The sequence below is a fragment of the Mesorhizobium erdmanii USDA 3471 genome (assembly GCF_000472705.1).
Lineage (GTDB): Bacteria > Pseudomonadota > Alphaproteobacteria > Rhizobiales > Rhizobiaceae > Mesorhizobium > Mesorhizobium erdmanii.
Map to the genome: position 1 here is coordinate 1 of NZ_AXAE01000024.1, position 26,028 is coordinate 26,028.

Annotated in this window: 25 protein-coding genes and 1 tRNA gene; 16 read left to right on the forward strand and 10 right to left on the reverse strand. The window is 62.8% G+C overall.

The features are described from left to right. Positions 1-2 precede the first annotated feature (2 nt). Complete coding sequence (gene hemA, locus A3AU_RS0119850; RefSeq protein ID WP_027054424.1) at positions 3-1,280, forward strand: 5-aminolevulinate synthase; 1,278 nt, start codon at positions 3-5, stop codon at positions 1,278-1,280. Positions 1,281-1,470: 190 nt separating this feature from the next. On the opposite strand, the gene A3AU_RS0119855 is transcribed toward hemA, so the two are convergent. Both A3AU_RS0119855 and mscL read right to left on the reverse strand, forming a co-directional pair. Further along, positions 1,471-2,637: a pyridoxal phosphate-dependent aminotransferase gene (locus A3AU_RS0119855; protein WP_027054425.1), complete on the reverse strand. Its 1,167-nt coding sequence runs from the start codon at positions 2,635-2,637 to the stop codon at positions 1,471-1,473. Positions 2,638-2,756: 119 nt separating this feature from the next. After that, positions 2,757-3,179, reverse strand: coding sequence for a large conductance mechanosensitive channel protein MscL (mscL, locus tag A3AU_RS0119860; protein WP_027054426.1), 423 nt, complete (start codon positions 3,177-3,179; stop codon positions 2,757-2,759). Between the two features lie 287 nt (positions 3,180-3,466). Between mscL and A3AU_RS0119865 the strand changes: the two genes are divergently transcribed. Next, positions 3,467-6,955: a PAS domain-containing hybrid sensor histidine kinase/response regulator gene (locus A3AU_RS0119865; RefSeq protein ID WP_027054427.1), complete on the forward strand. Its 3,489-nt coding sequence runs from the start codon at positions 3,467-3,469 to the stop codon at positions 6,953-6,955. A gap of 23 nt (positions 6,956-6,978) precedes the next feature. On the opposite strand, the gene A3AU_RS0119870 is transcribed toward A3AU_RS0119865, so the two are convergent. Together A3AU_RS0119870 and A3AU_RS0119875 are read right to left on the reverse strand one after the other, a co-directional pair. Then, entirely contained in the window at positions 6,979-7,638 is a 660-nt protein-coding gene (locus tag A3AU_RS0119870; protein ID WP_027054428.1) for a response regulator transcription factor, read from the reverse strand. Between the two features lie 121 nt (positions 7,639-7,759). After that, positions 7,760-8,194 (reverse strand): hypothetical protein, encoded by a 435-nt coding sequence (locus tag A3AU_RS0119875; protein ID WP_027054429.1) that lies wholly within the window; start codon positions 8,192-8,194, stop codon positions 7,760-7,762. A 163-nt stretch (positions 8,195-8,357) separates the two neighbouring features. Between A3AU_RS0119875 and A3AU_RS0119880 the strand changes: the two genes are divergently transcribed. Continuing rightward, complete coding sequence (locus A3AU_RS0119880) at positions 8,358-8,708, forward strand: DUF952 domain-containing protein (RefSeq protein WP_027054430.1); 351 nt, start codon at positions 8,358-8,360, stop codon at positions 8,706-8,708. Continuing rightward, positions 8,705-9,784: a quinone-dependent dihydroorotate dehydrogenase gene (locus A3AU_RS0119885; RefSeq protein WP_027054431.1), complete on the forward strand. Its 1,080-nt coding sequence runs from the start codon at positions 8,705-8,707 to the stop codon at positions 9,782-9,784. Before A3AU_RS0119880 ends, A3AU_RS0119885 begins: the two co-directional genes overlap by 4 nt. On the opposite strand, the gene A3AU_RS0119890 is transcribed toward A3AU_RS0119885, so the two are convergent. Then, positions 9,777-11,117, reverse strand: coding sequence for an MATE family efflux transporter (locus A3AU_RS0119890; protein WP_027054432.1), 1,341 nt, complete (start codon positions 11,115-11,117; stop codon positions 9,777-9,779). The two genes, A3AU_RS0119885 and A3AU_RS0119890, sit on opposite strands and share 8 nt — an antisense overlap. Positions 11,118-11,249: 132 nt before the next feature. Between A3AU_RS0119890 and A3AU_RS0119895 the strand changes: the two genes are divergently transcribed. Further along, entirely contained in the window at positions 11,250-12,152 is a 903-nt protein-coding gene (locus tag A3AU_RS0119895; RefSeq protein WP_027054433.1) for a histone deacetylase family protein, read from the forward strand. Positions 12,153-12,234: 82 nt separating this feature from the next. Here the strand turns inward: A3AU_RS0119895 and A3AU_RS0119900 are convergent, their stop codons facing one another. The 3 genes from A3AU_RS0119900 to A3AU_RS0119910 all read right to left on the reverse strand — a co-directional run bounded on the left by A3AU_RS0119900 (position 12,235) and on the right by A3AU_RS0119910 (position 14,399). Continuing rightward, positions 12,235-12,498, reverse strand: coding sequence for a DUF6460 domain-containing protein (locus tag A3AU_RS0119900; protein WP_027054434.1), 264 nt, complete (start codon positions 12,496-12,498; stop codon positions 12,235-12,237). A gap of 123 nt (positions 12,499-12,621) precedes the next feature. Further along, positions 12,622-13,464: a glycosyltransferase family 32 protein gene (locus A3AU_RS01000000135705; protein ID WP_154674618.1), complete on the reverse strand. Its 843-nt coding sequence runs from the start codon at positions 13,462-13,464 to the stop codon at positions 12,622-12,624. Continuing rightward, positions 13,461-14,399: a hypothetical protein gene (locus A3AU_RS0119910; RefSeq protein ID WP_027054435.1), complete on the reverse strand. Its 939-nt coding sequence runs from the start codon at positions 14,397-14,399 to the stop codon at positions 13,461-13,463. The genes A3AU_RS01000000135705 and A3AU_RS0119910 overlap by 4 nt, the downstream gene beginning before the upstream one ends. Positions 14,400-14,851: 452 nt before the next feature. On the opposite strand from A3AU_RS0119910, the gene A3AU_RS0119915 reads away from it, so the two are divergent. From A3AU_RS0119915 to A3AU_RS0119960, 9 genes are all read left to right on the forward strand, one after another. Beyond that, complete coding sequence (locus tag A3AU_RS0119915) at positions 14,852-15,469, forward strand: outer membrane protein (RefSeq protein WP_027054436.1); 618 nt, start codon at positions 14,852-14,854, stop codon at positions 15,467-15,469. 182 nt (positions 15,470-15,651) lie between these two features. Next, positions 15,652-16,044, forward strand: coding sequence for a hypothetical protein (locus A3AU_RS0119925; RefSeq protein ID WP_027054437.1), 393 nt, complete (start codon positions 15,652-15,654; stop codon positions 16,042-16,044). Positions 16,045-16,093: 49 nt separating this feature from the next. Beyond that, positions 16,094-16,768: a response regulator transcription factor gene (locus A3AU_RS0119930; RefSeq protein ID WP_027054438.1), complete on the forward strand. Its 675-nt coding sequence runs from the start codon at positions 16,094-16,096 to the stop codon at positions 16,766-16,768. Next, positions 16,765-18,195 carry a sensor histidine kinase gene (locus tag A3AU_RS0119935; RefSeq protein WP_027054439.1) on the forward strand — a complete coding sequence of 477 codons (1,431 nt, stop codon included), beginning with the start codon at positions 16,765-16,767 and terminating at the stop codon, positions 18,193-18,195. Before A3AU_RS0119930 ends, A3AU_RS0119935 begins: the two co-directional genes overlap by 4 nt. A 112-nt stretch (positions 18,196-18,307) precedes the next feature. After that, positions 18,308-19,333, forward strand: a complete 1,026-nt coding sequence (locus A3AU_RS0119940; protein ID WP_027054440.1) for a glycosyltransferase family 2 protein — start codon at positions 18,308-18,310, stop codon at positions 19,331-19,333. Positions 19,334-19,368: 35 nt separating this feature from the next. After that, a complete protein-coding gene (locus A3AU_RS0119945) occupies positions 19,369-19,821 on the forward strand; it encodes a GtrA family protein (protein ID WP_027054441.1) in 453 nt (150 codons plus the stop codon). Further along, on the forward strand, positions 19,818-21,308 hold the full coding sequence (locus A3AU_RS0119950; protein WP_027054442.1) for a hypothetical protein: 1,491 nt from the start codon (positions 19,818-19,820) through the stop codon (positions 21,306-21,308). The genes A3AU_RS0119945 and A3AU_RS0119950 overlap by 4 nt, the downstream gene beginning before the upstream one ends. A 209-nt stretch (positions 21,309-21,517) precedes the next feature. Continuing rightward, complete coding sequence (locus A3AU_RS0119955; protein WP_027054443.1) at positions 21,518-23,404, forward strand: acyltransferase family protein; 1,887 nt, start codon at positions 21,518-21,520, stop codon at positions 23,402-23,404. 97 nt (positions 23,405-23,501) lie between these two features. Beyond that, positions 23,502-23,575 (forward strand) — tRNA-Gly (locus tag A3AU_RS0119960). A 138-nt stretch (positions 23,576-23,713) separates the two neighbouring features. Here the strand turns inward: A3AU_RS0119960 and A3AU_RS0119965 are convergent. Further along, on the reverse strand, positions 23,714-24,253 hold the full coding sequence (locus A3AU_RS0119965) for an inorganic diphosphatase (RefSeq protein ID WP_027054444.1): 540 nt from the start codon (positions 24,251-24,253) through the stop codon (positions 23,714-23,716). A 127-nt stretch (positions 24,254-24,380) separates the two neighbouring features. Between A3AU_RS0119965 and A3AU_RS1000000139000 the strand changes: the two genes are divergently transcribed. After that, positions 24,381-24,599: a hypothetical protein gene (locus A3AU_RS1000000139000; RefSeq protein WP_154674619.1), complete on the forward strand. Its 219-nt coding sequence runs from the start codon at positions 24,381-24,383 to the stop codon at positions 24,597-24,599. Here A3AU_RS1000000139000 and A3AU_RS0119970 read toward each other — a convergent pair. Continuing rightward, the gene (locus tag A3AU_RS0119970) at positions 24,596-25,339 is read right to left on the reverse strand and encodes a Stf0 family sulfotransferase (RefSeq protein WP_245235527.1); all 744 of its coding nucleotides are present in this window, start codon (positions 25,337-25,339) and stop codon (positions 24,596-24,598) included. The genes A3AU_RS1000000139000 and A3AU_RS0119970 overlap by 4 nt on opposite strands. A 221-nt stretch (positions 25,340-25,560) precedes the next feature. Between A3AU_RS0119970 and A3AU_RS1000000139005 the strand changes: the two genes are divergently transcribed. Next, positions 25,561-25,971: a hypothetical protein gene (locus A3AU_RS1000000139005; protein WP_027054446.1), complete on the forward strand. Its 411-nt coding sequence runs from the start codon at positions 25,561-25,563 to the stop codon at positions 25,969-25,971. Positions 25,972-26,028: the final 57 nt, after the last annotated feature.

Sequence of the window (26,028 nt, forward strand, 5' to 3'; positions counted from 1 at the left end):
ACATGAACTACCAGCGGTTCTTCGAAGAAGCGATCGACCAGCTCCATGCGGAGCGTCGCTATCGTGTCTTCGCCGACCTCGAGCGTATAGCGGGGAAGTTTCCGCGCGCCATATGGCGTTCCAATGGCCGCGCCGAGGAAATCACCGTCTGGTGCTCCAACGATTATCTCGGCATGGGCCAGCACCCCGATGTCATCGCCGCGTTCCAGAACGCGGCCGGCAAAATGGGTTCGGGCGCCGGCGGCACCCGCAATATTTCGGGCACCTCCAACCCGCTGGTCGAGCTCGAGCATGAGCTTGCCGACCTGCACGGCAAGGAAGCGGCACTGGTCTTCACCTCCGGCTTCGTCTCCAACGAAGCCTCGATCTCGACCATTGCGCGGCTTTTGCCCAACTGCCTGATCATCTCGGACGAGTTGAACCATGCCTCGATGATAGAAGGCGTGCGGCGCTCGGGCGCCGAGAAGAAGATCTTCCGCCACAATGACATCGCGCATCTGGAAAGCCTGTTGCAGGCGGCGGGACGCGAACGCGCCAAGCTGGTCGTCTTCGAAAGCGTCTATTCGATGGACGGCGACATCGCACCGATCAGAGAGATCGTCGAGCTCGCCGAACGCTACAACGCCATGACCTATATCGACGAGGTCCATGCCGTGGGCATGTACGGCCCACGCGGTGGCGGCATCACCGAGCGCGAGGGCCTGGCCGACCGCATCGACATCATCCAGGGTACGCTGGCCAAGGCGTTCGGCACGCTGGGCGGCTACATCACCGGCACCAGCGCGGTGATCGACGCGGTTCGCTCCTATGCGCCGGGCTTCATCTTCACCACGGCGCTGCCGCCGGCGATCGCCGCCGCCACCACCGCCTCGATCCGTCATCTCAAGCAATCGCAGGCCGAGCGCGACGCGCAGCAGCAGCAGGCGAGCCGGACCAAGCAGATCCTTTCGGCCGTCGGCCTGCCGGTGATGGAGTCGCCAACCCATATCGTGCCGGTGCTGGTCGGCGACCCCGAGCTTTGCAAGATGGCGAGCGACCGGCTGCTTGGCGTGCACGGCATCTACATCCAGCCGATCAATTATCCGACCGTGCCGCGCGGCACCGAGCGGCTGCGCATCACGCCGACGCCGTTCCATTCCGACGCGTTGATCGCGGGATTGCAGGACGCGCTGGTCGAGACATGGGATGCGCTCGGCATCCCCTACGGCTCCGCCGGCCGTCCGCCCGTGGCCAAGAGCGACCGGATCGTGCCTCTGCTGGTACCCAAGTCAGGCGGCTGATTTGCGCTCATGGGCGCTACGGAAGTGCGCCCGTCTTCTCCAACGCCGCGACGCTCCAAGGTCGCGGCATGGATTCTAGGGTCTCCGCGACGTCGCTTCGCGACTGCTGCGCCCTAGAATGACGAACGCATGATTGGCAGCGGATAATCACAAATGTTGGAGATTGGCTGAGACGGCCCGCAAGCAGCCTTCAAGCGCTCTTCATCCACTTCGCCAGCCTGTTTGCCGCCTCCTCGACCTGGTCGAGGCGGCGATGGAAGCACAGGCGCAAAAACGCTTCGCCGCCGGGACCGAAAGCGGTGCCGGGCGCCAAGCCGACATTAGCCTTGTCGACGATGTCGAAGGCAGCGGAGCGGGAATCGGTGATGCCGTCGACGGTGAAGAACAGATAGAAGGCACCTTGCGGCACGGTAAACCCGGCGCGGCCGGTGGCGCCGAGAATGCCGCAGACCAGGTCGCGCGCCTGCCTTGCCCGCTCCACCTGTTCGGCGACGAAACCATCGCCCTCGTCAAGGGCCGCGACGGCACCGCGCTGCATGAACTGGGCAACACCGGAATTCGAATACTGGATCAGGTTCTCGAACACCTGCTGCAAACTCGGATGCGTCTTGATCCAGCCGACACGCCAGCCGGTCATCGACCAGTTCTTGGAGAAGGAGTTGACGAACAGGATGCGGTCTTCCTCCGTTGCAATGTCGAGGAAGGACGGCGCACGGCCATGGCCATAGTGAAACAGCGAATAGATCTCGTCGGCGATGATCCAGACATTCCTGGCGCGCGCGAGATCGAGGATCGCCTGCAAGGTCTCATGATCGGCGGTCCAGCCGGTCGGGTTCGACGGCGTGTTGATGAACAGGGCTTTTGTACGCGACGTCATCGCCGCCGCGATCTTCTCGACGTCGCAGGACCAGCCATTGCCAGAATGATCCAATGTGACCGGCACCGGAACGGCTCCTGACAGGGCGGCGGCGGCGTCGAAATTCGGCCAGGCCGGCGACAGATAGATTACCTCGTCGCCGGCACCGGCGAGAGCGGTCAGCGACATCTGGATGGCATGCATGCCAGATCCGGTGACGATGAATTGCTCTTCCGGGAACGTCTTGCCGAAATGCCTGGAGTAGTAGCGTGCCAGGGCCTGCCTGAGGTCGGGAATGCCCCTCTGCCAGGTGTAGAACGTCTCGCCGCCGGCCAGCGCCTTCGACGCGGCATCGGTGATGAAGGCAGGTGTCGGCAGGTCGCCCTCGCCGGCCCAGAGCGGGATCAGGCCGTCGCGCAGGCGGCCGTAATTGACGACGGCGACAATGCCGCTTTCTGGCGCGGCGCGGGCTTCAGCACGAAAGCTTTCGATCAGGCTCATGGACAATCCGTTTTCTAACTCTTTGCTTTGACGCAGGGTTGCCGCTCTTTACCAGATACGACAACAGAAAACCCCGGCCGTGAGCGACCGGGGTTTTGGTCCAGCGAAGGCTGGCTGAATTACCGCTTCGCGAGCAAATCGCGTATTTCGGTCAGCAGCGCGACATCGGCGGGGGGCGGTGCGGCAGCGGGGGCAGGCTTCTCGGCCTCGAGCCGCCTGCGCAGATTGTTCACCGCCTTGACCATCAGGAAGATGATGAAGGCGAGAATAATGAAGTTCAGCACCACCGTAATGAAACTGCCATAGGCGAAAACCGCGCCCTGTTTCTTGGCGTCGGCGAGCGAAGTGGCGGTCACGGCCGCGGAAAGGCCAAAGAAATAGTTGTTGAAATCCAGGCCGCCGAAGATCGCACCGACGATCGGCATGATGATGTCGTTGACGAGGGAATCGACGATCTTGCCGAAGGCCGCGCCGATGATGACGCCGACCGCAAGGTCCATCACATTGCCCTTGGAAATGAACTCCTGGAATTCTTTCAGCATTCGACCCTCCTTGTAATGACCGGCCGCGCTGCCGTTCCGTCCTTGCGGCATCGACCTGACGCACCATAACAAAAACCTGAAGTTGCAACATGGGCAAAAAGGAGAAAACAACCGCTTTCTCCTTCCGTCACGACACCCCCGTTGCGGCACGTTGGGAAGCGCCCGGGCTCTCCTCCTGAATCTCAAGAGCCGATCATGCTGCCAAAGCCGCAATGGACTCCAGCCCCAAGCTGTGATTGCGTTCGAACAAGCCGGATAAAAAGGCGGCAAAGGAGGAAATTCCAGGCGTGCAGGGCTTGTTCATCGTCATCATCGCGATCGCCTATGTGACGTTGCTGTTCGCCATCGCCAGCCTGGGCGACCGCCGCTCGGCCAGCTCGGGGCCAGGCCGGGCACGTCCGTTCATCTACGCGCTCAGCCTCGCCATCTACTGCACCTCCTGGACTTTCTTCGGCTCGGTCGGGCTCTCCTCCGAACGCGGCCTCGAATTCCTCGGCATCTATACCGGCCCGGTGCTGGTGTTCGTGTTCGGCTTTCCACTGCTCAATCGCATCGTGCGGCTGGCCAAGACCGAGAAGATCACCTCGATCGCCGACTTTCTCGGCGCGCGCTACGGCAAAAGCTTCACTGTCGCCGCGATCGCCACGCTGATCGCTACCATCGGTGCGGTACCCTATATCGCCCTGCAGCTGAAGGCGATCTCCGGCTCGGTCAGCCTGATGGTCGAGCACTATACGGGATCACCACCGTCCTTTGATCCGTTCGTCAGCGACATCTCGCTTGTCGTCGCCATGCTCTTGGCGCTGTTTGCGGTGCTGTTCGGCACGCGCCATGCCGACGCCACCGAACATCAGGACGGGCTGGTGCTGGCGGTGGCGGTCGAGACCGTGGTCAAGCTCGCCGCCTTCCTGGCAATCGGCCTGATGGTCACCTTCCTGATCTTCGGCGGCCCCGGCGACATGTTCGCCAAGCTGGCGGAGAATGCGCAGGTGCGGCAGGCCATGGGCTACAACACCTCGCTCGCCACCTGGCTGGTGCTGACGGGCTTGAGCGGCTTTGCCATCATCATGCTGCCGCGGCAGTTCTACGTCACCATCGTCGAGAACCGCGGCGAGGCCGAACTGCGCACCGCGACCTGGGTGTTCCCGCTCTACCTCGTGGCGATCAACCTGTTCGTGCTGCCGATAGCGTTCGCCGGCCTGTCGCTGGTCGGCACCGGCACCAGCAGCGATCTCTACGTGCTGTCGCTGCCTCTGTTCAGCGGCCATGACGTTCTGGCGATGGCGGCCTTCATCGGCGGCCTGTCCGCTGCGACCGCCATGGTGATCGTCGAAAGCGTGGCGCTGTCGATCATGATCTCCAACGACCTCGTCATTCCGCTGTTCGTGCGCCGCCTGCTCAAGACCTCCACCTCCGAGAATGAGGACTGGTCGACGCTGATCCTCAATGTGCGGCGCGGGGCGATCTTCATCCTGTTGTTCATCGCCTTTCTCTATTACCGCGAGAGCACGAACTCAGCACGGCTGTCGTCGATCGGCCTGATGTCGTTCGCCGCCATCGCGCAGTTCGCGCCGGCGCTGATCGGCGGGCTGATCTGGCGCGGCGCCAACGGAAGGGGTGCCGCGCTCGGCATGGTCGCCGGCATCATCGTCTGGGGCTACACGCTGCTGTTTCCATCGCTTGCAGCCCCCGATACCGATATCCTCGTGCATGGGCTGTTCGGTTTCGAGGCCTTGCGGCCGCAGGCGCTGTTCGGCACCATGGCAGAGCCGCTGAACCATGGCGTGTTGTGGAGCCTGTCGATCAACACGCTGTTTTTCGTGCTTGGCTCGCTGTCGCGCGCATCGGTGCCGCTGGAACGGATCCAGGCGTCAATCTTCGTGCCCAGGGAAGCCGGTCCGATGCCGAGCCTGCGCCGCTTCCGCACCGCCATTACCGTCAATGACCTCAAGGACACCATCGCACGCTATCTCGGCGTAGAGCGCACCGAGCGTTCGTTCCAGTCGTTCGAGAAGACCAGCGGCACCTCGCTGCACGGCAAGGAGCAGGCGAGCATGGACGTCATCCGCTTCTCCGAGCAGCTTCTGGCCAGCGCCGTCGGCTCCTCCTCGGCGCGGCTGATCCTGTCGCTGCTGTTTCGGCGCCACGACCGCGAATCCCGGGATGCCTTCCGCCTGCTCGACGACGCCACCGAAGCGCTGCAGCACAATCGCGACCTGCTGCAGATCGCGCTCGACCAGATGGAACAAGGCATCACCGTCTTCGACAAGGATTTCCGCCTGATCTGCTGGAACCGCCAGTATCGGGCACTGTTCGACCTGCCCGACGAGATGGGTCAGGTCGGCGTCTCGCTCGACCAGATCCTGCGTCATCTCGCCGAGCGCGGCGACATCCCCGCCGACCAGCGCGTGACGATGCTCAACCGGCTGACCAGCTTCGTCAGCCCCTGGCAGATGGAGCTGAAGACCAGCGGCCGCATCCTGGAACTGCGCTCCAACCCGATGCCCGATGGCGGCATCGTCGCCACCTATGCCGACATCTCCGGACGCGTCGAACAGGATCTGGCGCTGAAGCGTGCCAATGAATCGCTGGAGCAACGCGTCAAGACCCGCACCATCGAGTTGACCCGGGTCAACGAAGAGCTGGCGCAGGCCCAGATGCTGGCCGAGGAGGCAAATCTCGGCAAGACGCGCTTCCTCGCCGCCGCCGGCCACGACATTCTACAGCCCTTGAACGCCGCCCGGCTCTATTGCTCCTCGCTGATCGAGAAAGCCGGCAAGGGACCCGCCGGCAAGGCGGCGATCAATATCGAATCCTCGCTGGAATCGGTGGAGACGATTCTCGGCGCCGTACTCGACATCTCACGCCTCGACGCCGGCGCGATGAAGCCCGACGACACCGCCTTCAACCTCGACGGGTTGCTGCGCCAGATCGGCAATGATTTTCGGCCAATGGCGGCGGAGAAAAAGCTCGGCCTGACGATCATGCCGTCTTCCCTGACGGTGGTGACCGACCGCAATTTGCTGCGCCGCCTGATCCAGAATCTCGTTTCCAACGCCATCAAATATACACGCGGGGGCCGCATCCTGGTCGGCGTCAGGCGGCGCGGCGAACTGGCGGAAATCCAGGTCATCGATACCGGCATTGGCATCGCCGGCGACAAGCTGAACACCGTCTTCCATGAATTCACCCGGCTGGACGAAGGCGCGCGGGAAGCCGAAGGCCTCGGCCTCGGCCTCTCCATCGTCGACCGCATCGCCCGCGTGCTCAGGCTCGAAATCCGCATCTTCTCCAATCCCGGCCAAGGCACGCGCTTTTCCGTCATCCTGCCGGTGGCGGCGGTGCAGCAACCGCGGCGCGAGGTCGAAACCAAGGCTCCCGCCCGCGCCGCGGCTTCGCTGGCGGGGCTGCATGTGCTCTGCGTCGACAACGACGCCCGCATCCTCGAAGGCATGCGGCTGTTGCTCGAAGGCTGGGGATGCAATGTCGACACGGTGTCCGGCTCGCGAGACCTGGAGAACGCCGCGCGACACCGCCCCGACATCGTGCTTGCCGACTACCATCTCGACGGCGAAACCGGTCTCGACATCATCGCCCGGCTGCGTGCGATCCATGGCGACGACCTGCCGGCCGTGCTGGTCACCGCCGACCGGTCCAACGAGGTCCGGGCAGCGGCAAGCGGGCTCGACATTCCGGTGATCAACAAGCCGCTGAAACCGGCGGTGCTGCGCTCGATGATGGCCAGGGTCAGGCCGCTGGCATCGGCCGCCGAATAGGTCGCAGGCGTCGGATTCCGGCGTCAGTTCGCCTGTTGCAGCGGGTCGCCGCCGATCTTGGATAGAAGGATGACCGCCTGGGTGCGGCTATCGACGCCGAGCTTCTGCAGGATGGCCGAGACATGCGCCTTGATGGTCGCTTCGGAGACACCGAGCTCATAGGCGATCTGCTTGTTGAGCAGGCCTTCCGCCAGCATGCCGAGCACGCGGGTCTGCTGCGGCGTCAGCGCCTGCAGCCGCTTGATCAGGTCGGATATTTCGGGATCGCGCTCGACGCCGAGATCGACGCCGACAGGCGCCGCGATGTCGCCGGCAAGTACCGATTGCACGGCGTCGCGGATCTCCTCCATGCTGGCCGACTTGGAGATGAAACCGGAAGCGCCGAGATCGAGCGCGCGCCTGATGGTCGCCGGATCGTCGTGCGCCGACACCACGATCAACGGCACCGTGGGATGAATGCCGCGCAGCGAGATCAGGCCGGAGAGACCGCTGGCGCCCGGCATCGACAGGTCGAGCAGCACCAGATCGATATCCTCATTGGCCACGACCAATGCCTTGGCGCTTTCAAAATCGCCGGCCTCGTGGATGGCGGCCACATTGCCGATGCCGGATAGCGCCTCGCGCAGCGCACCGCGAAACAGCGGGTGATCGTCGGCGATGACGAAAGAATAGCCTGACGGCATATGTCCCTCCCCGAACCCTGATTTACTGCTTTTTGCGGGATCAGTTGGACGATTATGAGGGGCGGCGCGCTGTTTTCAAGCGGCAAAACCAGCGCGCGGCGTTTTCCCTTGCTTGTAGCCCTCAGGTCTTCTGCGAATTGAGCTGGGCGCCGCCACCGCTGTCCTTGTCCATATCCTTGACGATGCCCATGAAGCCCTTCAGGAAGCGCTCCATGTAGCTCATCGTCTTGTTGAAATCCTCCTCGCTCGGCAAATTCGATTCGAGCCGGGCGGAGAGCGAATTCTCGAGCCTGGTGAGGCGCTCGTCCATCGCTTTCATCGAGGTCTGCAGGCGGTCGACCTCGTCCTGGAACGCGGCGCGTTCGTCAGCCGCCATCTTGCAGACGAGCTGGCCGGAGCGCTCCTCGCAGATCGACATCGCGCCGGTCTGGGTGTCCATGCGGATATAACCGGTGGCCGACTTTTCCAGCCGGTAACGGTCGGTTTCTTCCGAATAGGCTGATACCGCGACCAGTGAAACGAGTGCGGCGGGGATCAAGATGTGTTGCAGACGCATGTTGTCCTCCATGGCCAAAGCCTCAAATATCGCATGTTTGCGCCGGAAATGGGGAAGACCCTTGGCATGGCCTTTCCCGCACGACTGGTTCGGAATCTTTTTGACGCAATTCCGGACGGAAAACCGTTTCACACTTTTCCTAGAATTGCTCTATAGCGCAACCATGTCACAGATTATCTACAAGATAACCCCGCAAGCGCCCTGGCGCGAGGCCGAAGCCGATGGCCGCTTCACCGGGGCGCCGATCGATGCGGCCGACGGCTTCATCCACTTCTCCACGGCAGCACAGGTCCGGGAAACCGCGGCAAAGCATTTTTCCGGCCAGACAGACCTGCTGCTGGTCGCCATCGACGGCGCCAGCCTGGGCGATGCCCTGAAATACGAGATCTCGCGCGGCGGCGCGCTGTTCCCGCATCTTTACGGCGTGCTGGAACTGAAAGCCGTCAAATGGGTGAGACCGCTGCCGCTCGGCGCCGATGGCACGCACCAATTCCCTGAGCTGGAGGGGCAATGAGCGTGCTCGACCGGCTCGGCCAGAAACTGCTGTTCACATTCGATCCGGAAACCGCGCACGGCATGTCGATCGCGGCGCTGCGCTGCGGCCTGCCGGTCGGTGCGCGGCCGGTGCGCGACATCAGGTTGAAGGTCAGTCTTTGCGGCCTCGATTTCCCCAATCCGCTCGGCATGGCCGCCGGCTACGACAAGAACGCCGAGGTGCCCGACGCGCTGCTTGGCCTCGGTTTCGGCTTTGCCGAGGTCGGCACGGTGACGCCGCTGCCGCAGGCCGGCAACCCGAAGCCGCGCATCTTCCGGCTGACGGCGGATGAGGCGGTGATCAACCGGCTGGGCTTCAACAATGAAGGCCATGCCGCGGCCGAAAAGCGCCTTGCGGCGCGCAAGGGGCGCCCCGGCATCGTCGGCGTCAACATCGGCGCCAACAAGGACAGCACCGACCGCATCGGCGACTATGAGCGCGGCGTCGCCCGCTTTGCGCCTCATGCCGGCTATCTGACAGTCAACATCTCCTCGCCCAACACGCCCGGCCTGCGCAATATGCAGGCGCGCGAGCAGCTCGGCGAATTGCTGTCACGCGTCATGGCCGCGCGCGCCGCCGCATCAGCGCAGCCGCCGGTTCTCCTGAAGATCGCGCCGGATCTGGTCGAGGCAGAACTGGAGGACATCGCCGCCGAGATTATCGAAAAACGGATCGACGGCGTCATCGTCTCCAACACCACCATTTCGCGGCCGGCCTTGCGCAGCAGCGATGCCGCGCGCGAGACTGGCGGGCTGTCGGGCAAACCGCTGTTCGAACGCTCGACCATCGTGCTGGCCAGGATGCGCAAGCTGCTCGGCCCAGACATCGCCATCATCGGCGTTGGTGGCGTCGATTCCACCGAGACGGCACTAGAAAAGATCCGCGCGGGTGCCGATCTCGTCCAGCTCTACACCAGCATGATCTATGCCGGGCCGGCGCTGCCGGGCCGTATTGTCGCCGGGATGGCAGGCTTGATGGAAAGGGAGCGGTTCAAATCCATTCGTGAATTGCGCGATAGCCGCCTCGATCAATGGGCATCGAAGCCACTCAGCTGAACGCCGTGCGCACCCGCAGCCGCAAAATCGTCAACAGGCTGAAGCCACGCGCCAGCAGGAAGACGTGCAGCGCCGCCCACAGGCCGTGATTGCCGAAAGCAGGCGCCAGCGTCAGCAGCGCGACGGCAAAGACGAGGAACGACAGCAACATCATGTTGCGCATGTCGCGCGACCAGGTCGCGCCGATGAAGACGCCATCCATCTGGAACGCCAGCACGCCGCTCAACGCGGTAAACGCGGCCCACGGTAGGTAGATGTCGGCCACCGAGCGGACCTCCTGTGAGGTGGTGACGATGGCAACCAGATTGGCGCCGGCCGACAGCAGAACCAGCGTCGCGGCCCCGGCCAACCCTAACCCCCAGAACAGGGTCAGCCGCACCGCCCGGCGGAAGGGCAACTCGGCGCGCGCGCCGACCGCACGACCCGCGAGCTGCTCGGCGGCGGTGGCGAAACCGTCGAGGAAATAGCCGGCGACAAGGAAGAAATTCATCAAGACCGCATTGGCGGCCAGCGTCACCGTACCGAACTGCGCGCCCTGGCGGGTAAACAGCGCAAAGGCGGCAAGCAGCGAAAACGAGCGGATCATGATGTCGCGGTTGAGCGACAGCATGCGCAGGAATGCAGCCAGATCGAGCAGCCGATGGCGGGGCAAGGGCGCTGTCGAGCGAAACCGGCGCACGACGATCGCCAGACCCAGCAGCATGGCCACGAATTCGCCGGTGACGGTCGCCCAGGCGACGCCGGCAACGCCCCAGCCGAGCTTCAGGCCGAGCAGGAAGCAAAGCGCGATGTTGATGCCGTTGAGCACCAGCTGCAACAGCAGACCGAGCCCGCCCTCGCCGCGCCCCAGCACATAGCCGAGGATGGCATAGTTGATCAGCGAGAAAGGTGCGGCAAGCAGCCTGATCCTGATGTAGACGCCCATCGCTTCGCTGACTCGCGGCCCGGCATCCATGAACCACTGGCCGCCGGCGGCGATCAACGGCGAAAGCGCCGCAAACACCACGCCGGCAACGACCGCGATCAGCACGGCGCGCCAGAACACCGCCTGTTCCTCGAGCGGGTCGCCACGCCCGAACGCCTGGGCAACGAGGCCGGTGGTGCCGGAGCGCAGGAAATTGAAGCTGGTGAAAACGACATCGAAGACCAGCGCGCCCGCGGCCAGGCCGCCGAGAAGGGCCGCGTCGCCGAATTGCCCGACAACAGCCGTGTCGACCAGGCCGAGCATCGGCGTGGTCAGATAGGCGAGCGTCATCGGCACCGCAATGGCGAGGACGGATCGGTTGGTGACGTCAAAGGATTTGGCGTCGGCTGGGGTTGCACCCTTGTCCAAGGGATAGCTGCCTTGCTGGTTGCGGCTTGATCGAAGAGCCGATGTGCCCCATTTACCGGCCACCGCGCAATCATTCTTGCCGCGACGGCCGACCGAAATCCCGGTCTGGCGTGAAGCCGCCGGATTCCGTTCATGCCCCTGCAGATCGTCCACCATCCCGACTACGACGCCGGCTTCGCCACCAACCATCGCTTCCCGATGAGCAAGTACCCGCTGCTTATGGAGGCCTTGCGCGCACGCGGCATGGCCGGGCCCGAGGCGCTCAACACCGCGACCCCGGCACCGGCATCATGGCTGAAGCTTGCCCATGCGGCCGACTATGTCGACCAAGTCATCAGCTGCTCGGTGCCGGAAAAAATCGAGCGAGAGATCGGCTTTCCGATCGACCCGCGCGTTTCGCTGCGCGCGCAGCTCGCCACGGGCGGCACGGTCCTGGCGGCGCGGCTTGCCTTGCGCCACGGCATCGCCTGCAACACCGCCGGCGGCAGCCATCATGCGCGGCGCGCGCAAGGTGCCGGCTTCTGCACCTTCAACGACGTCGCCGTCGCCTCGCTGGTGCTGCTCGCCGAGGGCGCGGCACAAAACATCCTGGTCGTCGATCTCGACGTGCACCAGGGCGACGGCACTGCCGATATCCTGACCGGCGATCCGCGCGTGTTCACCTTTTCCATGCATGGCGACCGCAACTACCCCGTGCGCAAGATCGCCTCCGACCTCGACATCGCGCTGCCCGACGGGACGGGCGACACCGCCTATCTGGAAAGGCTGGCCACGATCCTGCCGCAGCTGTCGGCCAGGGCGCACTGGGATCTCGTGTTCTACAATGCCGGCGTCGACGTCCATGCCGAGGACCGGCTCGGCAGGCTGGCACTTTCCAATGACGGCCTGCGCAGCCGAGACGAGATGGTCATCGGCCATTTTCGCGGGCTCGGCATTCCCGTCTGCGGCGTCATCGGCGGCGGCTATTCCACTGACGTGCCCGCTCTTGCCGCGCGCCACGCCATCCTGTTCGAGGCCGCCTCGGGTTATGCCTGACGATCTTTCTTGAGCATGATCTCTGGACAAATGGAAACCGTTTGTTCGCGAAAACCGGTTCCCACTTTTCGGGATCATGCTTCTATTTCCGGTAGTTGGCGATCCTGAGCAGGATGAAAGCCGGCACGACGATCGCGGCACCGAGCAGGATGTAGCCGAGGAAGCGGTCAATAGCGTGGAAGCCCAGGTTCCAGAGGTCGGTGAAGAACCTCTGAATGGCATAGAACACATCCATCGGCGACCAGCCGAATGCATTCATGACAAGGCCGACGAGGAACGACACCACCAGCAGTTTCAGGATCACCCTGAGCGGCGAGTCGCCGAGAAAGCGCGTCAGTGCGGACAAGGCCGTCTCCCGATTGAAACGCCCAGACTCAAGGGCACGGCCCAGAGATACGTGCTCGGCGACCATCCATCAAGCCAGCGCCGTTCGTGCGCGGAAACTGCCGCGTCAAGCCGGCATTCACTGCTAGCTTCCGCCAGCCGTTGAAAACCCGCATCGCTCGAGCATCTGACCGAGGGGTGAACGATCCGGGACAGCACGGCCCGTCATCCATTGGCGCAACGTGTGGTCGAACAAATGAATGCACAGCGTGCGTGGCGTGCCGATATGCGAAAGCGAAAGGTTCGGATCGAGCAACATCGCGACCTGATGGTGGCTGACCGGATAGAAGACGTCGATAGGCGCCGCGTGATGAATGACGCCGGTGCTGCCGGCGAAATAAGTGATCGCCTCAGGCCCCAACTTACCCCATCCGTAATTGGAGATGTGGATCGGCAGGCCGATGAATTTGCGGAGCTTGTAGCGGAGCCGCTTTGAGCCGACGAGCCATGGCACGATATAGTAGGGATCGTCAGCGAACTTCAGCATCTCAAGCAGTATCTGGCTGCCAACCGGCAATTTCAGCACCGCGCCATTGAGCTGATCACTCGCCTGAAAACCGAAAATATAGTCCTGTTTCGGGATTGGCCTGAGGCAAAACACATCGCAGTCGACATAGAGCCCCAACCCGGCTTCCAGAATCTTCAAGCGGTATAGGTTGGAAAAGAGCGACGGACTTCCGTTCGACCGGTAATAGACGACCTGGTCCCTCGACATCAGCTTCGAGGCGTCGACCGTTTCGACGCCGGGGGGAACATTTCGTGGGACGTCGTAACAATGAAGACGCATCCGATGCCCCGCCAGCACGAAGGAACGCAGGCAGGCGGCATGCAGGTCGTCCAGCGATGCTCCGATCCAGAGGGCGTTGACGACGGGCTCTATGGCGCCGTCCGGCCCTGCCTCTGACCATTCCGCATCCATGACAGTCACTGGCGCTCGATGCTCCTGACCTCGGCCGTGAACTCCCGGATGATCCTGGCAGGCGACCTCAAGTCACGCATCGCGGCCCTGTAGCCGGCCGCCCGCTCTTCGAGCGCCGGGATTGGCTGGTAGACATCCCTGAGAAGATCAAATCCGCGAGCGGTGTATGGTCGAAAATATCGCCCTGCGGCCGCATTCAGCGAGGTGGCCGGCACGCCAACCGGCACACAGCCGGCATAGGCGCATTCGGCGTATTTCATCAGTTCGGAATTGTAACGGGCCCCGCAGAGAAAGAAATGGGTGAACTCAGCCGCAAGGCCGACAAAACGCGCATGGGTGATGTTGTGACGCGGCGGCTTTCCGGCCTCCGGATAGCCGGGATGCTTCAGGTCGAAGATGAACAATTTCAGCCATGGCAGCCGCGAGCGTCGGCGACGAAGCGCGTAGCGCAGCGGATACAGGGTTTTGGAATTGCTGCCCGACAGGAAGATCTTGCGCCGGCGGCCGGCCAACGGAACCTCGACCTCTCGCGAAGAATCGTAGGGGTAGGGCAGATGGACGACGCAGGAGACCTTCAGCGTCGTCACGAAGGCCAGGAAGGGTCCCTCGGGATCATAGGTCGTGGCATAATGAACGCCGGGATGGTCGGCGCAATCAAAAATGAACCTGACACAAGGATTGGTCGTCTCTGGCATGTCCGGATCGCTGACCCGGAAGAAAAGCGGCGACCGACGGCTCGCGGGAGCCGCCAGATGCGCTTTCAGCATCTCGACATCGCCTGGTTCGAGACGGTTGTCGACGATGGCGCAATCATAATCGCCCCGGCCTAGCTGGCTGATCGGCCGAGCCTCCCAGGAGAGTGGCTTGGCGAAGGCCGGGCCCACGCCGGGATAGATCGCCTTGTCATAGGGATGCGTATCCGAATGGAAATAGACGATCCGCAAAGCAAATTCCCCCGAATTGCCCTGATCACGGCGAACCCTGGCGTTCGGCCAGAGATTAGTGGATTCTGTACGTCGCCGCGAGACAGCCGCGCAATCGGAGAGGCTGTTCATCTCGAACAAGTGATCGAGACCGCAAGCTTCCGAAGGCCAAAATTCTTAAATAGAAGTAAACAAGATAATTCTAATTTATTGAAAATAAAGAACAAAATCGTCGTTCTCCAATATCGCGCAATGTGCGTGCAATTTTCACCTGCGAGACACTCCACGTCTTTCAGGTGATGGACCGCGCGGCGCTCTCCTCCTTACCCCAGCCGGCAAAAGAGCCGGCCCCAAACCGCGCAGCCATCCCTGAATGACGCCAAATCGGAGCCTGACCGCCGCAACGGTCGTGCTCCCGGGAATTAACCTGCGTACCGATTGCCGGATGCGCGTTTTGTGTTGGAGTAATGCTCGTGTCCTCTCAAGCAAAGATCGTCTTGACGGCGGGTACCCTCGCTTTGGGCCTTCTCGGGCCGGCGATGGCCGCCGACCTTTCACCCGCCTACAATGATCCCCCCGCCTTCCAGTGGAGCGGCGCCTATGTCGGCGTCCATGGCGGCACGGCATTCACGGGGATGCCAAATCCCTTTGCAGGCCGAAATGGCCTCAGTGGCGGCGTCCAGGCTGGCTACAACCAGCAGATGGGTCCGGCGGTTCTGGGCGCCGAGATCGAAGGTTCGTATCTGGGCGGCGCCGAACATGACGTCCGGGGCGGCAAGATCAAGGAGAAATGGCGCGGCGCCGCCAAGGCCAAGGCTGGCGTGAGCTTCGACCAGACGCTGCTGTTTGGAACCGGCGGCGTTGCCCTGACCAAGTTCGGCAAGGGCGACAATGTCGGCAGCGTCGACGGGTGGAAGGTCGGCTATCTCCTCGGCGCCGGTATCGAACAGGGCTTTGCCGGCGGGCTGTCCGCCAAGGTCGAGTACGACTATGTCCGCACCCCCGACGTCGAGGCGAGATCGGCTCTTGGCAAGTCCAAGACGACGATCGGCAGCCATGAGCTGAAGGCCGGCATCAACTACCGGTTCTAGGAATGGAATTGTTTAAATGCGATTGCGCGATGCTGTTGAATGGCGTCGCGCAGACGCGCTGTTTTCAGAATGTACCAGACGACCTTTTCAGGCGACAGGCCGGGTCCAAGCGTGTCGTCGCAATGTCGATGTAATCTTCGCGATCTAGGTCCCGCGCATGAATTTCACGACGGGAATCAGCCATGTTCATGCACGGTGCGGACCATCTCATTCGAGCCTCGAAGGCATCGTTCATCGCAATCGTGCTGACGTTCGCGGGCTGCGCCTCCGACATCATGAAGAATTATGTCGGGCAGCCGGTCGAATCGGTCGTCCTGGATTACGGTCCGCCAACGGCGATCGTTGATCTCGGCCAGGGCGAACGCGCCTATCAGTGGCGCAAAGTGTCGACGTCGGCGGTTTCCGGGACATCGAGCGGCGAGGTTCGCCAGACAAAGCACGGAACCGTCTATGAAGAGACCGAAACGCCCGGCTATATCGACCGTCGGGAATGCTTCTACCCATTCTACGCCCGCGCCTCCGGCGGCCGCTGGTTCATCACCAATTTCCGCCGGCCGAAGCTCGAATGCGAATGAATTGCCGCGGCCACCGACACCCATTGGCCGCGGATAAAGGAGAATACATATGCGCGTCCTGCTGATCGAGGACGAACCGGAAATGGCCTCGGTGCTGAAGACCGCTCTCGAGCGTCTGAACATCATCGTCGACCACGCCGCGACATTGGCCGACGCCGAGGCCGTGGCGCGTCTGGGCTATCATGACGCCGTGGTGCTGGACCGCCGGCTGCCGGATGGCGACGGTCTCAGCCTCATACCGCGCTTGCGTGCCTTGCACCTGGATGTGCCCGTCATCGCGCTGACGGCAATGAGCGGGTTGGACGAGCGCGTCGCCGGGCTCGACGCCGGCGCCGACGATTACATGGTCAAGCCTTTCGCCACGGTGGAGCTCGTCGCGCGGCTTCATGCCCTGCACCGGCGCTCGTTCACCTCGCGCGCCAACCAGACGATAGTCGGCCGCCTCACCTATGATTTCCGCCACCGCGAGGCGCTGGTCGAAGACCAGGCGCTCGATCTGCCGCGGCGCGAAAGGCTGGTGCTCGAAACGCTCATCCGCCGCCCGGGGCGGACCATCATGCGCGGCGCGCTTGAGGAGGCCGTCTACGCACTGGACGACGAGATCGGCTCCAACGCGCTCGATGCGCATATTTCGCGGCTGCGCCGCAAGCTCGACGATGTCGCCGCCGGCATCGAGATCCGGGCGATCCGCAACCTCGGCTATCTGTTGCGGGCAGCCTCGTGAAGAAGGTGCGCACGCGCTCGCTGCAGTGGATCCTGGTCCGGCGGCTGATCCTGCTGCAGGCGGCGACGTTGCTCATCTTCATCGTGCTTTGCGCGGCGGCTCTGTGGATCGCCAATCCGCGCCTGCTGATCGACAATGAGGCTGCGGTCGCGGCCGTCAAGGATGCCGTCGACCGGGACGAGGAGGGCAGGCTGATCGTGCGCGAAACGGAAGAACTCGCCGCGTTTCGCGAGGGGTTCCCCAATGTATGGTACATCGTCCGCGACCGCAGCGGCGAGAGCGTGCGCTCCGGCACCATCCCTGACGTTTATACGAAGAATTTCGGCGACCTGCTTGGCGAGGCCGATCACGCCACGATCGGATTCTCCGACAAGGACATGCGGCCGGAAGCCTATATCGAAAACGCCGCGACCAAGGCCGGAACGGTACAGATCGTCGCCGCGACGCAGTCGTCGCGCCAGCAGACCGACGGCCTCGAGATCAACATTTCGGCCACCGTCGAGGTCGTGCGCAATCCGGACGGCAGCAGGAACTGGGAGCGCGCCTTGCCGGCGATCGCGATCGTGATCGCGATCCTGCTGTTGCCCATCATCCTCGTCATGGGCACGACGACGCTGGTGACCACGCCGGCCGTGGTGCGCCGCTCCTTCGCCGGCCTTGTCGACACCGTGCGCCAGGCGGCTCGCATCGATATCGGCACCCGGGCCATGCAACTGCCGGTCAAGCAAGTGCCGCAGGAGATCGCGCCGCTGGTGCATGCCTTCAACGAGGCGCTCGCCCGCCTCGCGCAAGGCTATGACCGGCATAACCGCTTCCTCACCGACGCGGCGCATGAACTGCGCACGCCGATCGCCATCCTGCGCACGCGCGCCGAACTGTTGAAGCAGGAGCCGCAGAGCGCGCGCCTGCTGCATGATATCGAGCGCCTGTCGCATCTTGCCCAGCAACTGCTCGACCATCAGTTGCTCGACCGCCCGTCGGACCAGCGCCAGATCGTCGACCTCCGCGACCTCGTCAGCCGGGTCGCCGCCGACTTCGCTCCGCTGGCCATCGAGGCCGGCTACGACCTCGCCTTCGAGCCATCGCCCGACAACGGTCATGTCGAGGTCAACGTGCTGCAGATCGAGCGGGCACTCGCCAACCTCGTGCGCAATGCCATCAAGCATGGCGGCGGCAGCGGCACGATCACGATCGCCATCGATGGCAGCGGCGGCATCGAAGTGCGTGACGAGGGCCCGGGCATTCCCGCGGAAGAGCGCGAGAACGTCTTCGAGCCCTTCTACCGCTTGCAGCCACAGTCGCGGGGGGCGGGGCTGGGACTGAACCTCGCCCGGCAGATCGCACTGCTGCATGACGGAACGATCCGCATCCTGACGGGTTCATGGCCCGGCGCCCGCATCCGCATGGAGTTGCCGGTGCGTTCGTGATGGTGCCGAGCCCACGGCGCCGGCCGGTCGACAGCCCCATGTCGATCCCTGGCTTATCTGTTTTCTAACCAATTGCCGCTATTGCAATTGCAAGAGCGGGAGCCAGGCTTTGGTGGGATCGGGAAAAATCGGCGCGCACCGCGCAATCACGCTGTCGGTCGTCGTGCCATGCTACAACGAGCGCGACGGCATGGCCGAGCTTCACCGACGCGTCAGTGCCGTATGCCTCGAGCACAGCCCTTCCTACGAGATCGTGCTTGTCATCGACGGGGCGACCGACGGCACCCGAGAGGCCATTTTCGAACTGGCCGAAAAGGACGACCATGTGGTCGCCATCGACCTTGCCCGCAATTACGGCCACCAGATCGCGCTCAGCGCGGGGCTGGAGTTCTGCCGCGGCGAGCGCATTCTCATTCTCGATGCCGACCTCCAGGATCCGCCCGAACTGCTCGGCGCGATGATGGCGAAGATGGATGAAGGCTTCGATGTCGTCTATGGCCAGAGGGTGAAGCGCGACGGCGAAAGCTGGTTCAAGCTGGCTTCAGCCTCGATGTTCTACCGCTTGCTCGGCCGGATGGTCGATGTCGACATCGCGCCGGACTCCGGAGACTTCCGGCTGATGAGCCGCCGGGCGCTCGACCATCTGAATGCGATGCCCGAACGCTACAGGTTCATCCGTGGCATGGTCAGCTGGGTCGGACTGAGGCAGGTCGCCTTCCCCTATGAAAGGCATCGGCGCTTTGCCGGCACCACCCACTACCCGCTGAAGAAGATGGTTCTTCTGGCGGTCGACGCGATGACCAGCTTTTCGATCGTGCCGTTGCGGTTTGCCTCGCTGCTGGGGATGATGTTCGGCCTGCTCGGCCTGGTCGTGCTTGGCTACACGCTGCTCGAATGGTCGAGGGGTAACGTCGTGCCCGGCTGGACGAGCCTTGCCGCGATCATGCTGATCCTGGGCAGTGTCCAGCTTCTGGTGCTTGGCATCTTCGGCGAGTATCTCGGCCGCATGTATATGGAGACGAAGCGGCGACCTCTCTATTTCGTCAGCGAAATCGTCTCGCGCGACCGGCCGGCCAAGGACAGCGACCTGCCCGTCCATCGCCTGCAGGAGATGGCGAAAAGAGCCGCGCGTGGCTGAGGCGAAGGTCGACCGGATGCAACGGGAACGGCAGGATGCGGTCGGCTCTTCCGTCTGATGTCTCGCGGATGCTGCGTTTTGGCGCCGTCGGGCTTCTCAACACGGCACTTGGATATTCGCTGATCCTGGCCGGGCTGACGCTGGGCCTCGGCGATATCGTCTCCAACGCGGCAGGCTACGCCGCGGGCCTCACCCTTGGCTTCTTCCTCAACCGCCAGTGGACGTTCGCACGTGCCGGCGGCTTTCGCTCCGGCGCGGTCGCGCGATACGCGATCACCTTCATCGTCGCCTATGGCGCCAATCTCAGCGTCGTGATCGCCGGCATGTCCGCCGGCTTCATCGAGAACCCGTTTGTGCATCTGGCAGGAAATTGCCTCTACTCGGTCATCTTCTATCTCGGCTCGGCCCGGTTCGTCTTCGTCGGCGGCGCTGATCACGCCGACGCGCTGGCGGCAACGAACGCAAGTGGGCCGGAGCCGCAAACATGAACCAGGCCGCTGCAATCGCGACGGCGACGCCGTCGCTCGGGGACGCGCAACGCATCAGGCTGATATTCTGCCTTGTCTGCGCCTACGTCGTCGCTGCTGTCCTCACCGCCTTTGCCGGTGCGATCCTGCAGGATCCCGACAATTGGTGGCAGGTGAAGGTCGGACTGGACTTCCTGGAAAACCGGACGTTTCCGGTCGTCGATCCCTATTCCTATACGTTTGCCGGCCAACCCTGGATCGCCAAGGAATGGCTGGGGCAGGTGTTTCTGGCCCTTGCCTACCGGGCGGGCGGTTGGAATGGCGTCGTCACATTGATCATCGCCACGGTCGGCCTGACCGTCTTCCTGACGGGATGGTTTCTCAGCGCCTGGCTGAAGCCAATACTGGCGATAGCGCTGGCTTTTGCCGCGGCTTTCCTGGTTGCCCCGATCTATACGGCGCGCCCCCACGTCTTCACCTTGCCGATCATCGTCGTCTGGACAGCAATGCTGTTTCGGGCCGCGCGTGAAGAGAGAGGCCCGCCTCTGTGGCTGCTCGCACTTGTCGTCCTGTGGGCCAATCTGCATGCCACGTTCACCCTGAGCTTCGTCATCGCCGGCTTCGCCGGGCTGGAACTACTGTCGCGGATCGGCCTGTCGAAACCTGGACTCCTGGCAAAATGGGTCGCCTTCGGCCTGCTCTGCCCGCTGGTCAGCCTGATCCATCCCTATGGCGTGAAAGCCATCCTGGCGACGTTCACCGTGGCCTATGGCAACGAGGCGGTGCCGCTTATCCTGGAATGGCGACCGTTCAATGCGCAGGAGCAACTCTTCCAGGAAGCGGCGATTCTGCTGGCGCTTTTCGGGCTTTTGGTCTCGAGGCCGCGGATCGGCTGGGCCAAGGCGTTGTTCATCGTCTTCGCCTTGCATGTCTATCTCACCCATCTGCGATTTGTGTATCTGCCCTTCCTGTTGATCCCCGTGGTGATCGCGGCCGAGGTCGCACTGCAATATCCGTCACTCTCGACCACGACCTGGATGGCGGAAAAGCGTGACGGGCTGGAAAAACTCTTCGCCAGCCGGTTCTACGCGATCTGCGGCGCCATGGCTGTCTTGCTGGTCGGCGCGGTCCTGATCCTCGGCGGTGCCTACCAGGTGGCGCCGAGCCCGAAGACATCCGCCAGCGGCGCCCTCGCATTCGCCCGGGATCATCATTTGTCCGGCAACGTGCTGAATTCCTACAATTTCGGCGGCACGCTGATTTTCCACGGCATCAGGACCTACATCGACGGCAGGACGGACCAGTTGTTCCTGGGCGGGTTCACGAAAACCGACGAGGCGACGGGGCACAGCGACGGAAAAACGCTGCTCGAGGCCCAACTGAAGACATACGCGATCGGCTGGGCACTTCTTACAGCCGACGACACCCGGATCCCCTTCTTCGCCGAGCTGGGCTGGAAGCGGGCCTATGCGGATGACGATGCCGTGATCTACCTGCCCGGCGCCTGATTTTTCGGCGCCTGCGCAAATCGGGTTCGCCAATCGAATGCCGGTTTGCCTTGACACCTATGTTGCAGTGCAGCAAAGTTGCGCAACAGAGGATGGGCCTGTGTGACCAATGAACCGGCATTTTTCACAGCATCGGCACATCGCCGCATGAGCAGTGCTCCAAGCTGCGCCATGCGAATACCGCCGAGCACATCATGCGGAGCGGCCAGATGAACTACAGGCGCGACATCGATGGCCTGCGGGCGGTGGCGGTGCTGCCCGTCGTGCTCTTCCATTTCGGGGTGTCCGCCATTCCCGGCGGCTTCACCGGCGTCGACATCTTCTTCGTCATATCGGGTTATCTGATCAGCGGCAGTCTGCTCGACGATCTCGAGCGCGGCCAGTTCTCTATCGGCCGCTTCTACTGGCGCCGCGCGCGGCGCATCCTGCCGGCGCTGACCTTCGTCATCGTGCTTGCGAGCATCACCGCCTGGTTCATCCTATTGCCGTCCGACCTTCACGAGTACAGCCTCAGCGTGATCGCGGCCTCGACCTTCTGGTCGAACATCTATTTCTGGAAGACGACCAACTATTTCTCCATCGACGCGGAACTGCGGCCACTGCTGCACACATGGTCGCTTTCGGTCGAGGAGCAGTATTACATCTTCGCGCCGATCCTCGTGTATCTGATCTACCGATACGCCTCGAAGCGCTGGCTGACGATATTGCTGCCGATTGCCATCGGCAGCTTTGCGCTGGCGGTCATGGCAACCACGCTGGCGCCTACCGCCGGCTTCTACCTGCTGCCGACGCGCATCTGGGAACTGGCGCTTGGCGCCATTCTGATGCTGAAAAAGCCGCCGGCGCTTGCCAGCCGTCCGCTGACGGAACTGATCGGTGTGGCCGGTTTTGGCCTGATCGGCTTCGGCTTCCTGACGATTTCGGAGAGCGACCCGTTTCCCGGCTACAACGCCCTGTTCCCATGCATCGGAACGGCGCTGCTCATCTATGCGGGCACCCCTCACGCCGACAGGCCCGTGCCTGTCGCCACGCAGTTGCTTCAGCTCGCCCCGCTGGTCTGGGTCGGCCTCATCTCCTATTCGCTCTACCTCGTTCACTGGCCGATCAATTCGTTCGTCCACTATCTCTCGCTGAAAGCCATCGGCGTGCCGACGATCATGGCGATGACGGTGGCCAGCGTCGCCCTGGCGACATTCTCGTGGAAGTATGTCGAGCAGCCCTTCCGGCGGAAGGGCGCCTTCACCGGTCCATTGCCGATCTTCGCCTTCTCGGCGACGGCGATCGCCTTGCTGTGCGCCGCCGGCGCGGCCGGTGCGCTGGGCAAGGGTTTTCCACAAAGGTTCCCGGACTTCTCCACGGAACGGGTGCTGGTGGGCGACTGGCGCAACGGCGTCTGTTTCAACGAGGGCGCGAGCCGCATCGAGAACTGGAACCTCGCCGACTGCACCCGCACGCATGGCTTTGCAACCAATGTACTGCTGTGGGGCGATTCCTTCGCCGCGCACTATGTATCGGGGCTGGAGGCCAATGCCGAGAAAATCCAGGCCAATGTCATCCAGTACACCTACGCCGGCTGCCCGCCCAACCTGACCTACTTCTCCTATGCCCGGCCAGCCTGCACGCGCTTCAACGAACGGGCGCTGTCGATCATCCGCGAGGCCAACATCCAGGCAGTGATCCTCAGCGGCCGATGGACCGACTACCAGGCCAGAGGCTTCGACGGCCTGCAGACGACGGTCGACCGGCTGCGCGACATGGGCGTCAAGGTCTATGTCATCGGCCAATCTCCGGAATTCATCGCCGACGTCCAGAAGATCGCCTTCTTCGCCAAGCGGGAGCATGTCGCAAACACGTCCTGGCCGATGGCGATGGATCCGGACATCAACAAACAGGTGCAGCCGTTCGTCAAAGGGGCAGATTTCATCGACCCGCTGGCCTATCTGTGCGACGCGGGCGGCTGTTCCTACGCCGACGCCGGCACCAGGCAGTTTCTCTACTTCGACTACGGTCATTTCTCTTCCGCCGGCGCGACGCTCGCCGTCTCGAAATACTGGCCAAGCTTTGCCGCCAGCAACAAAGTCGCGAAGGCAAAATAGAAATCGCGGACCAGCGCCGAGGGAACTGCGAAAGCATCAGTTTGAAGATCGCTTTGCGATTGCCCGAAGCCCGAACCTCATGGTAACGAGGGCGGATGCGGGTATGATGTAATGGTAGCTTGTCAGCTTCCCAAGCTGAACGCGCGGGTTCGATTCCCGCTACCCGCTCCATACCAGTCCCGTGCCGTGCACAACCGCAACGGGCCAATGAGGCGGGTGTGGTTCGAGTGGTCCATGATCTGCTTTCCGCTTGGGCTGAGCTGATCTAGCCCGCGAAAAGGCCTGCGGTTCCACCTTGTACCGGCAAGGCTAACGCTGGTGTCTGCGCCGAAAAGCCTTGGCACCCTTGCTGAGCGATTTGGCGGCATCGGCTGCATCCTGCCAACCCTTCAGCTTGATGGTCTTGCCCGTGCCCAGCACGGAGGACAAGAAGAATTGTTCGATCTCCCGGCGCAAATCTTGCGACACGTGGTCCGCGGCCAAGGGCTTGTCTGGGGCATCCTCTTTGCGCGGACAGAAAATGTAGCGATCGTTCCGGATTGCGTTTCCATCGGAATCCTTCTGCTTCACCCGCAGTGCGCCGAGCAAGTCGCACTGAATGACGACGCCAGGCGCGGTGGCCGCCTGATGGATCACCATGCCGTCGAGCGGATCCCCGTCATCGCCCAGGGTTGATGGCACAAATCCCCAGTCATAGGGGTATGTGTTGCCGACCGGCAGTGGTCGCGAATATTGGAAGACGCCCGTTTTTGGCTCGTAAGCGAGTTTTGCCGCTGCCCCCCTCGGCGTTTCGACAACGACGCGAAACAGGCCTCCGGACTTCGTCGGAAGGTTCAAGAAGTTTGCCATGGCTCATCCATCCGAGTTCTCTTTCGCAGTAGCACGCGCGAAGAGGCAAAAGGTTCCCGTTCTGCCAGCGACGCGGGAACTGCTTTGGACGCCGGTTGTTCACACCGTAACCGAAAGGGAGAGTTCGATGGCTAAGGTTTCGCCCCATGCGCTGAAAGGTGTTGGCTACGTGATTTCGACCATAAGCGTCATATTGCTGGCGGTGGTTAGCTGGAAAAGTGCCTCACAAGATCCGATGCTTGCCTCATGCCTTCTCGGCGGTGCGGCAACGTCGATAGCGGGCATGTGCTGCCGCTGGGCTTCCTATGCGGTCGAAAAGCGCAGGCGGAACCGGCACGGGATCTAAGCCTGGCCGATGCGCATCTGCTTCTTGAGAAGGAACCGGGCAAGGTTCTCGATATTCCGTGGCGCCACCTTCTTGGGCAGATGCGCCAGCAGGCCCCTGGATTTCGCGTCGCTCTGGAACCGCTCGGCCCACTCTTCGGTGCGGTTGTCGCGCTGCAGCCGCAAATTCGTCCTGAACTCGCCGTTCGGCATTTCAACCGATAGCTGCCGAGCCACGGATGCGATGTAGGGACGAGGATCCTCCAAGAGATCTTCGTAAAACAGATGATCGTAAGGCAGGTCGGCCATGCGCAAATAGGCCTCCCAGAAGGCATAGCTCTGCCCGATCAGGAAGTAGGCCTGGCAGATACCGGCGAAGTCGTATTGCGGAGCCATATCCGCGCCGTCCATCGTGCTTCTCCAACGACCTGACGCCTTCGCCCGGCAGTAGGAGATCGCTTGGCGAAGACGGTCCCGCCGCTCCAGCAGGACCACGCCCATGGCATGACGCCGGACGCATTCGGCGAGGAAGTCGGTGCCGTACTTCGCCTGCGACCAGTCGAGGTGTCGTGGAAACAGTTTGACAGCGAACCTGCCATTGGCGGTCCCGCCGCGATCAATCACGGCCGACAGGAGTTCGTCGAAGGATTTCGGCCTGAAGCCCAAATTATCCGTATCGAGCCATTCAGCCGACTGGCCCAGTTTTCCGGTACTGTTTGCCAGGCTGCCCAGCCATTCGGAGCCACTGCGGGCTTCGGTCACTATCGCAACGCCTCTCATGCGTGGGGGTTGCCGCTGACCTGTAAATGTATGGCCGGTCCAGGATATGGTTCTGTTCCTTCTGCTGGCCCCCTGCCCGACAGCAATTCAATTAGAAACATCTAATGTGATTCGGTCAAATCAATCTTGGGCTGGTGGACCGTTTCGTCACTGTTGGTTGTCGGGGACCGATTGCACGACGCAAACCTTGAACTCGGACATCCGTGCGTGACGACACCGGCCACGCTGCCGTGGCCGGTCTCGCCAACGAGCCGTTACAGCCAAACGCCGAGCCATACACGCTCGCGCCAGCAACGGACATGACGGCGCCCATGGCGCCAATAGCGACGGCAAACCCGTCTCCAGCCGCGACGGCGCCCGTGACGACGGCGCCACCGGCCGTGGTGGCCATGATGCCAGCGGCGATGGGAGACCTGCTCCACCTCGACGTCGTCATCGCCTTCGAAGACAGCCGGATCCGGCTTGTCCAGTTGATCGAGAATTCCGTTGCCCTGGGGAACACCTGCGACGGCGCGGCCGGGTCCGGCTACGCCCGCGAATGCCACGGCCCCCGCAACGCCCAGCAGTCCTGTGAGAAACAACCGACGTTCCATCAAAACCTCCCGAGTTGTTGACCACCGGCAGCTCATTCCCTCTCGCCCAAAACGGACTCCAGCGAGCATGCCGATTGG

Bases quoted from the DNA above. Each gene is read 5' to 3' on its own strand.
- mscL (WP_027054426.1), bottom strand. From the start codon at position 3,179: ATGCTGAAAGAATTCCAGGAGTTCATTTCCAAGGGCAATGTGATGGAC.
- A3AU_RS0119945 (WP_027054441.1), top strand. From the start codon at position 19,369: ATGCGGTCGGCTCTTCCGTCTGATGTCTCGCGGATGCTGCGTTTTGGC.
- A3AU_RS0119855 (WP_027054425.1), bottom strand. From the start codon at position 2,637: ATGAGCCTGATCGAAAGCTTTCGTGCTGAAGCCCGCGCCGCGCCAGAA.
- A3AU_RS0119965 (WP_027054444.1), bottom strand. From the start codon at position 24,253: ATGGCAAACTTCTTGAACCTTCCGACGAAGTCCGGAGGCCTGTTTCGC.
- A3AU_RS0119880 (WP_027054430.1), top strand. From the start codon at position 8,358: ATGTCACAGATTATCTACAAGATAACCCCGCAAGCGCCCTGGCGCGAG.
- A3AU_RS0119875 (WP_027054429.1), bottom strand. From the start codon at position 8,194: ATGCGTCTGCAACACATCTTGATCCCCGCCGCACTCGTTTCACTGGTC.
- A3AU_RS0119955 (WP_027054443.1), top strand. From the start codon at position 21,518: ATGAACTACAGGCGCGACATCGATGGCCTGCGGGCGGTGGCGGTGCTG.
- A3AU_RS0119925 (WP_027054437.1), top strand. From the start codon at position 15,652: ATGTTCATGCACGGTGCGGACCATCTCATTCGAGCCTCGAAGGCATCG.
- hemA (WP_027054424.1), top strand. From the start codon at position 3: ATGAACTACCAGCGGTTCTTCGAAGAAGCGATCGACCAGCTCCATGCG.
- A3AU_RS1000000139000 (WP_154674619.1), top strand. From the start codon at position 24,381: ATGGCTAAGGTTTCGCCCCATGCGCTGAAAGGTGTTGGCTACGTGATT.
- A3AU_RS0119950 (WP_027054442.1), top strand. From the start codon at position 19,818: ATGAACCAGGCCGCTGCAATCGCGACGGCGACGCCGTCGCTCGGGGAC.
- A3AU_RS0119885 (WP_027054431.1), top strand. From the start codon at position 8,705: ATGAGCGTGCTCGACCGGCTCGGCCAGAAACTGCTGTTCACATTCGAT.
- A3AU_RS0119870 (WP_027054428.1), bottom strand. From the start codon at position 7,638: ATGCCGTCAGGCTATTCTTTCGTCATCGCCGACGATCACCCGCTGTTT.
- A3AU_RS0119895 (WP_027054433.1), top strand. From the start codon at position 11,250: ATGCCCCTGCAGATCGTCCACCATCCCGACTACGACGCCGGCTTCGCC.
- A3AU_RS0119930 (WP_027054438.1), top strand. From the start codon at position 16,094: ATGCGCGTCCTGCTGATCGAGGACGAACCGGAAATGGCCTCGGTGCTG.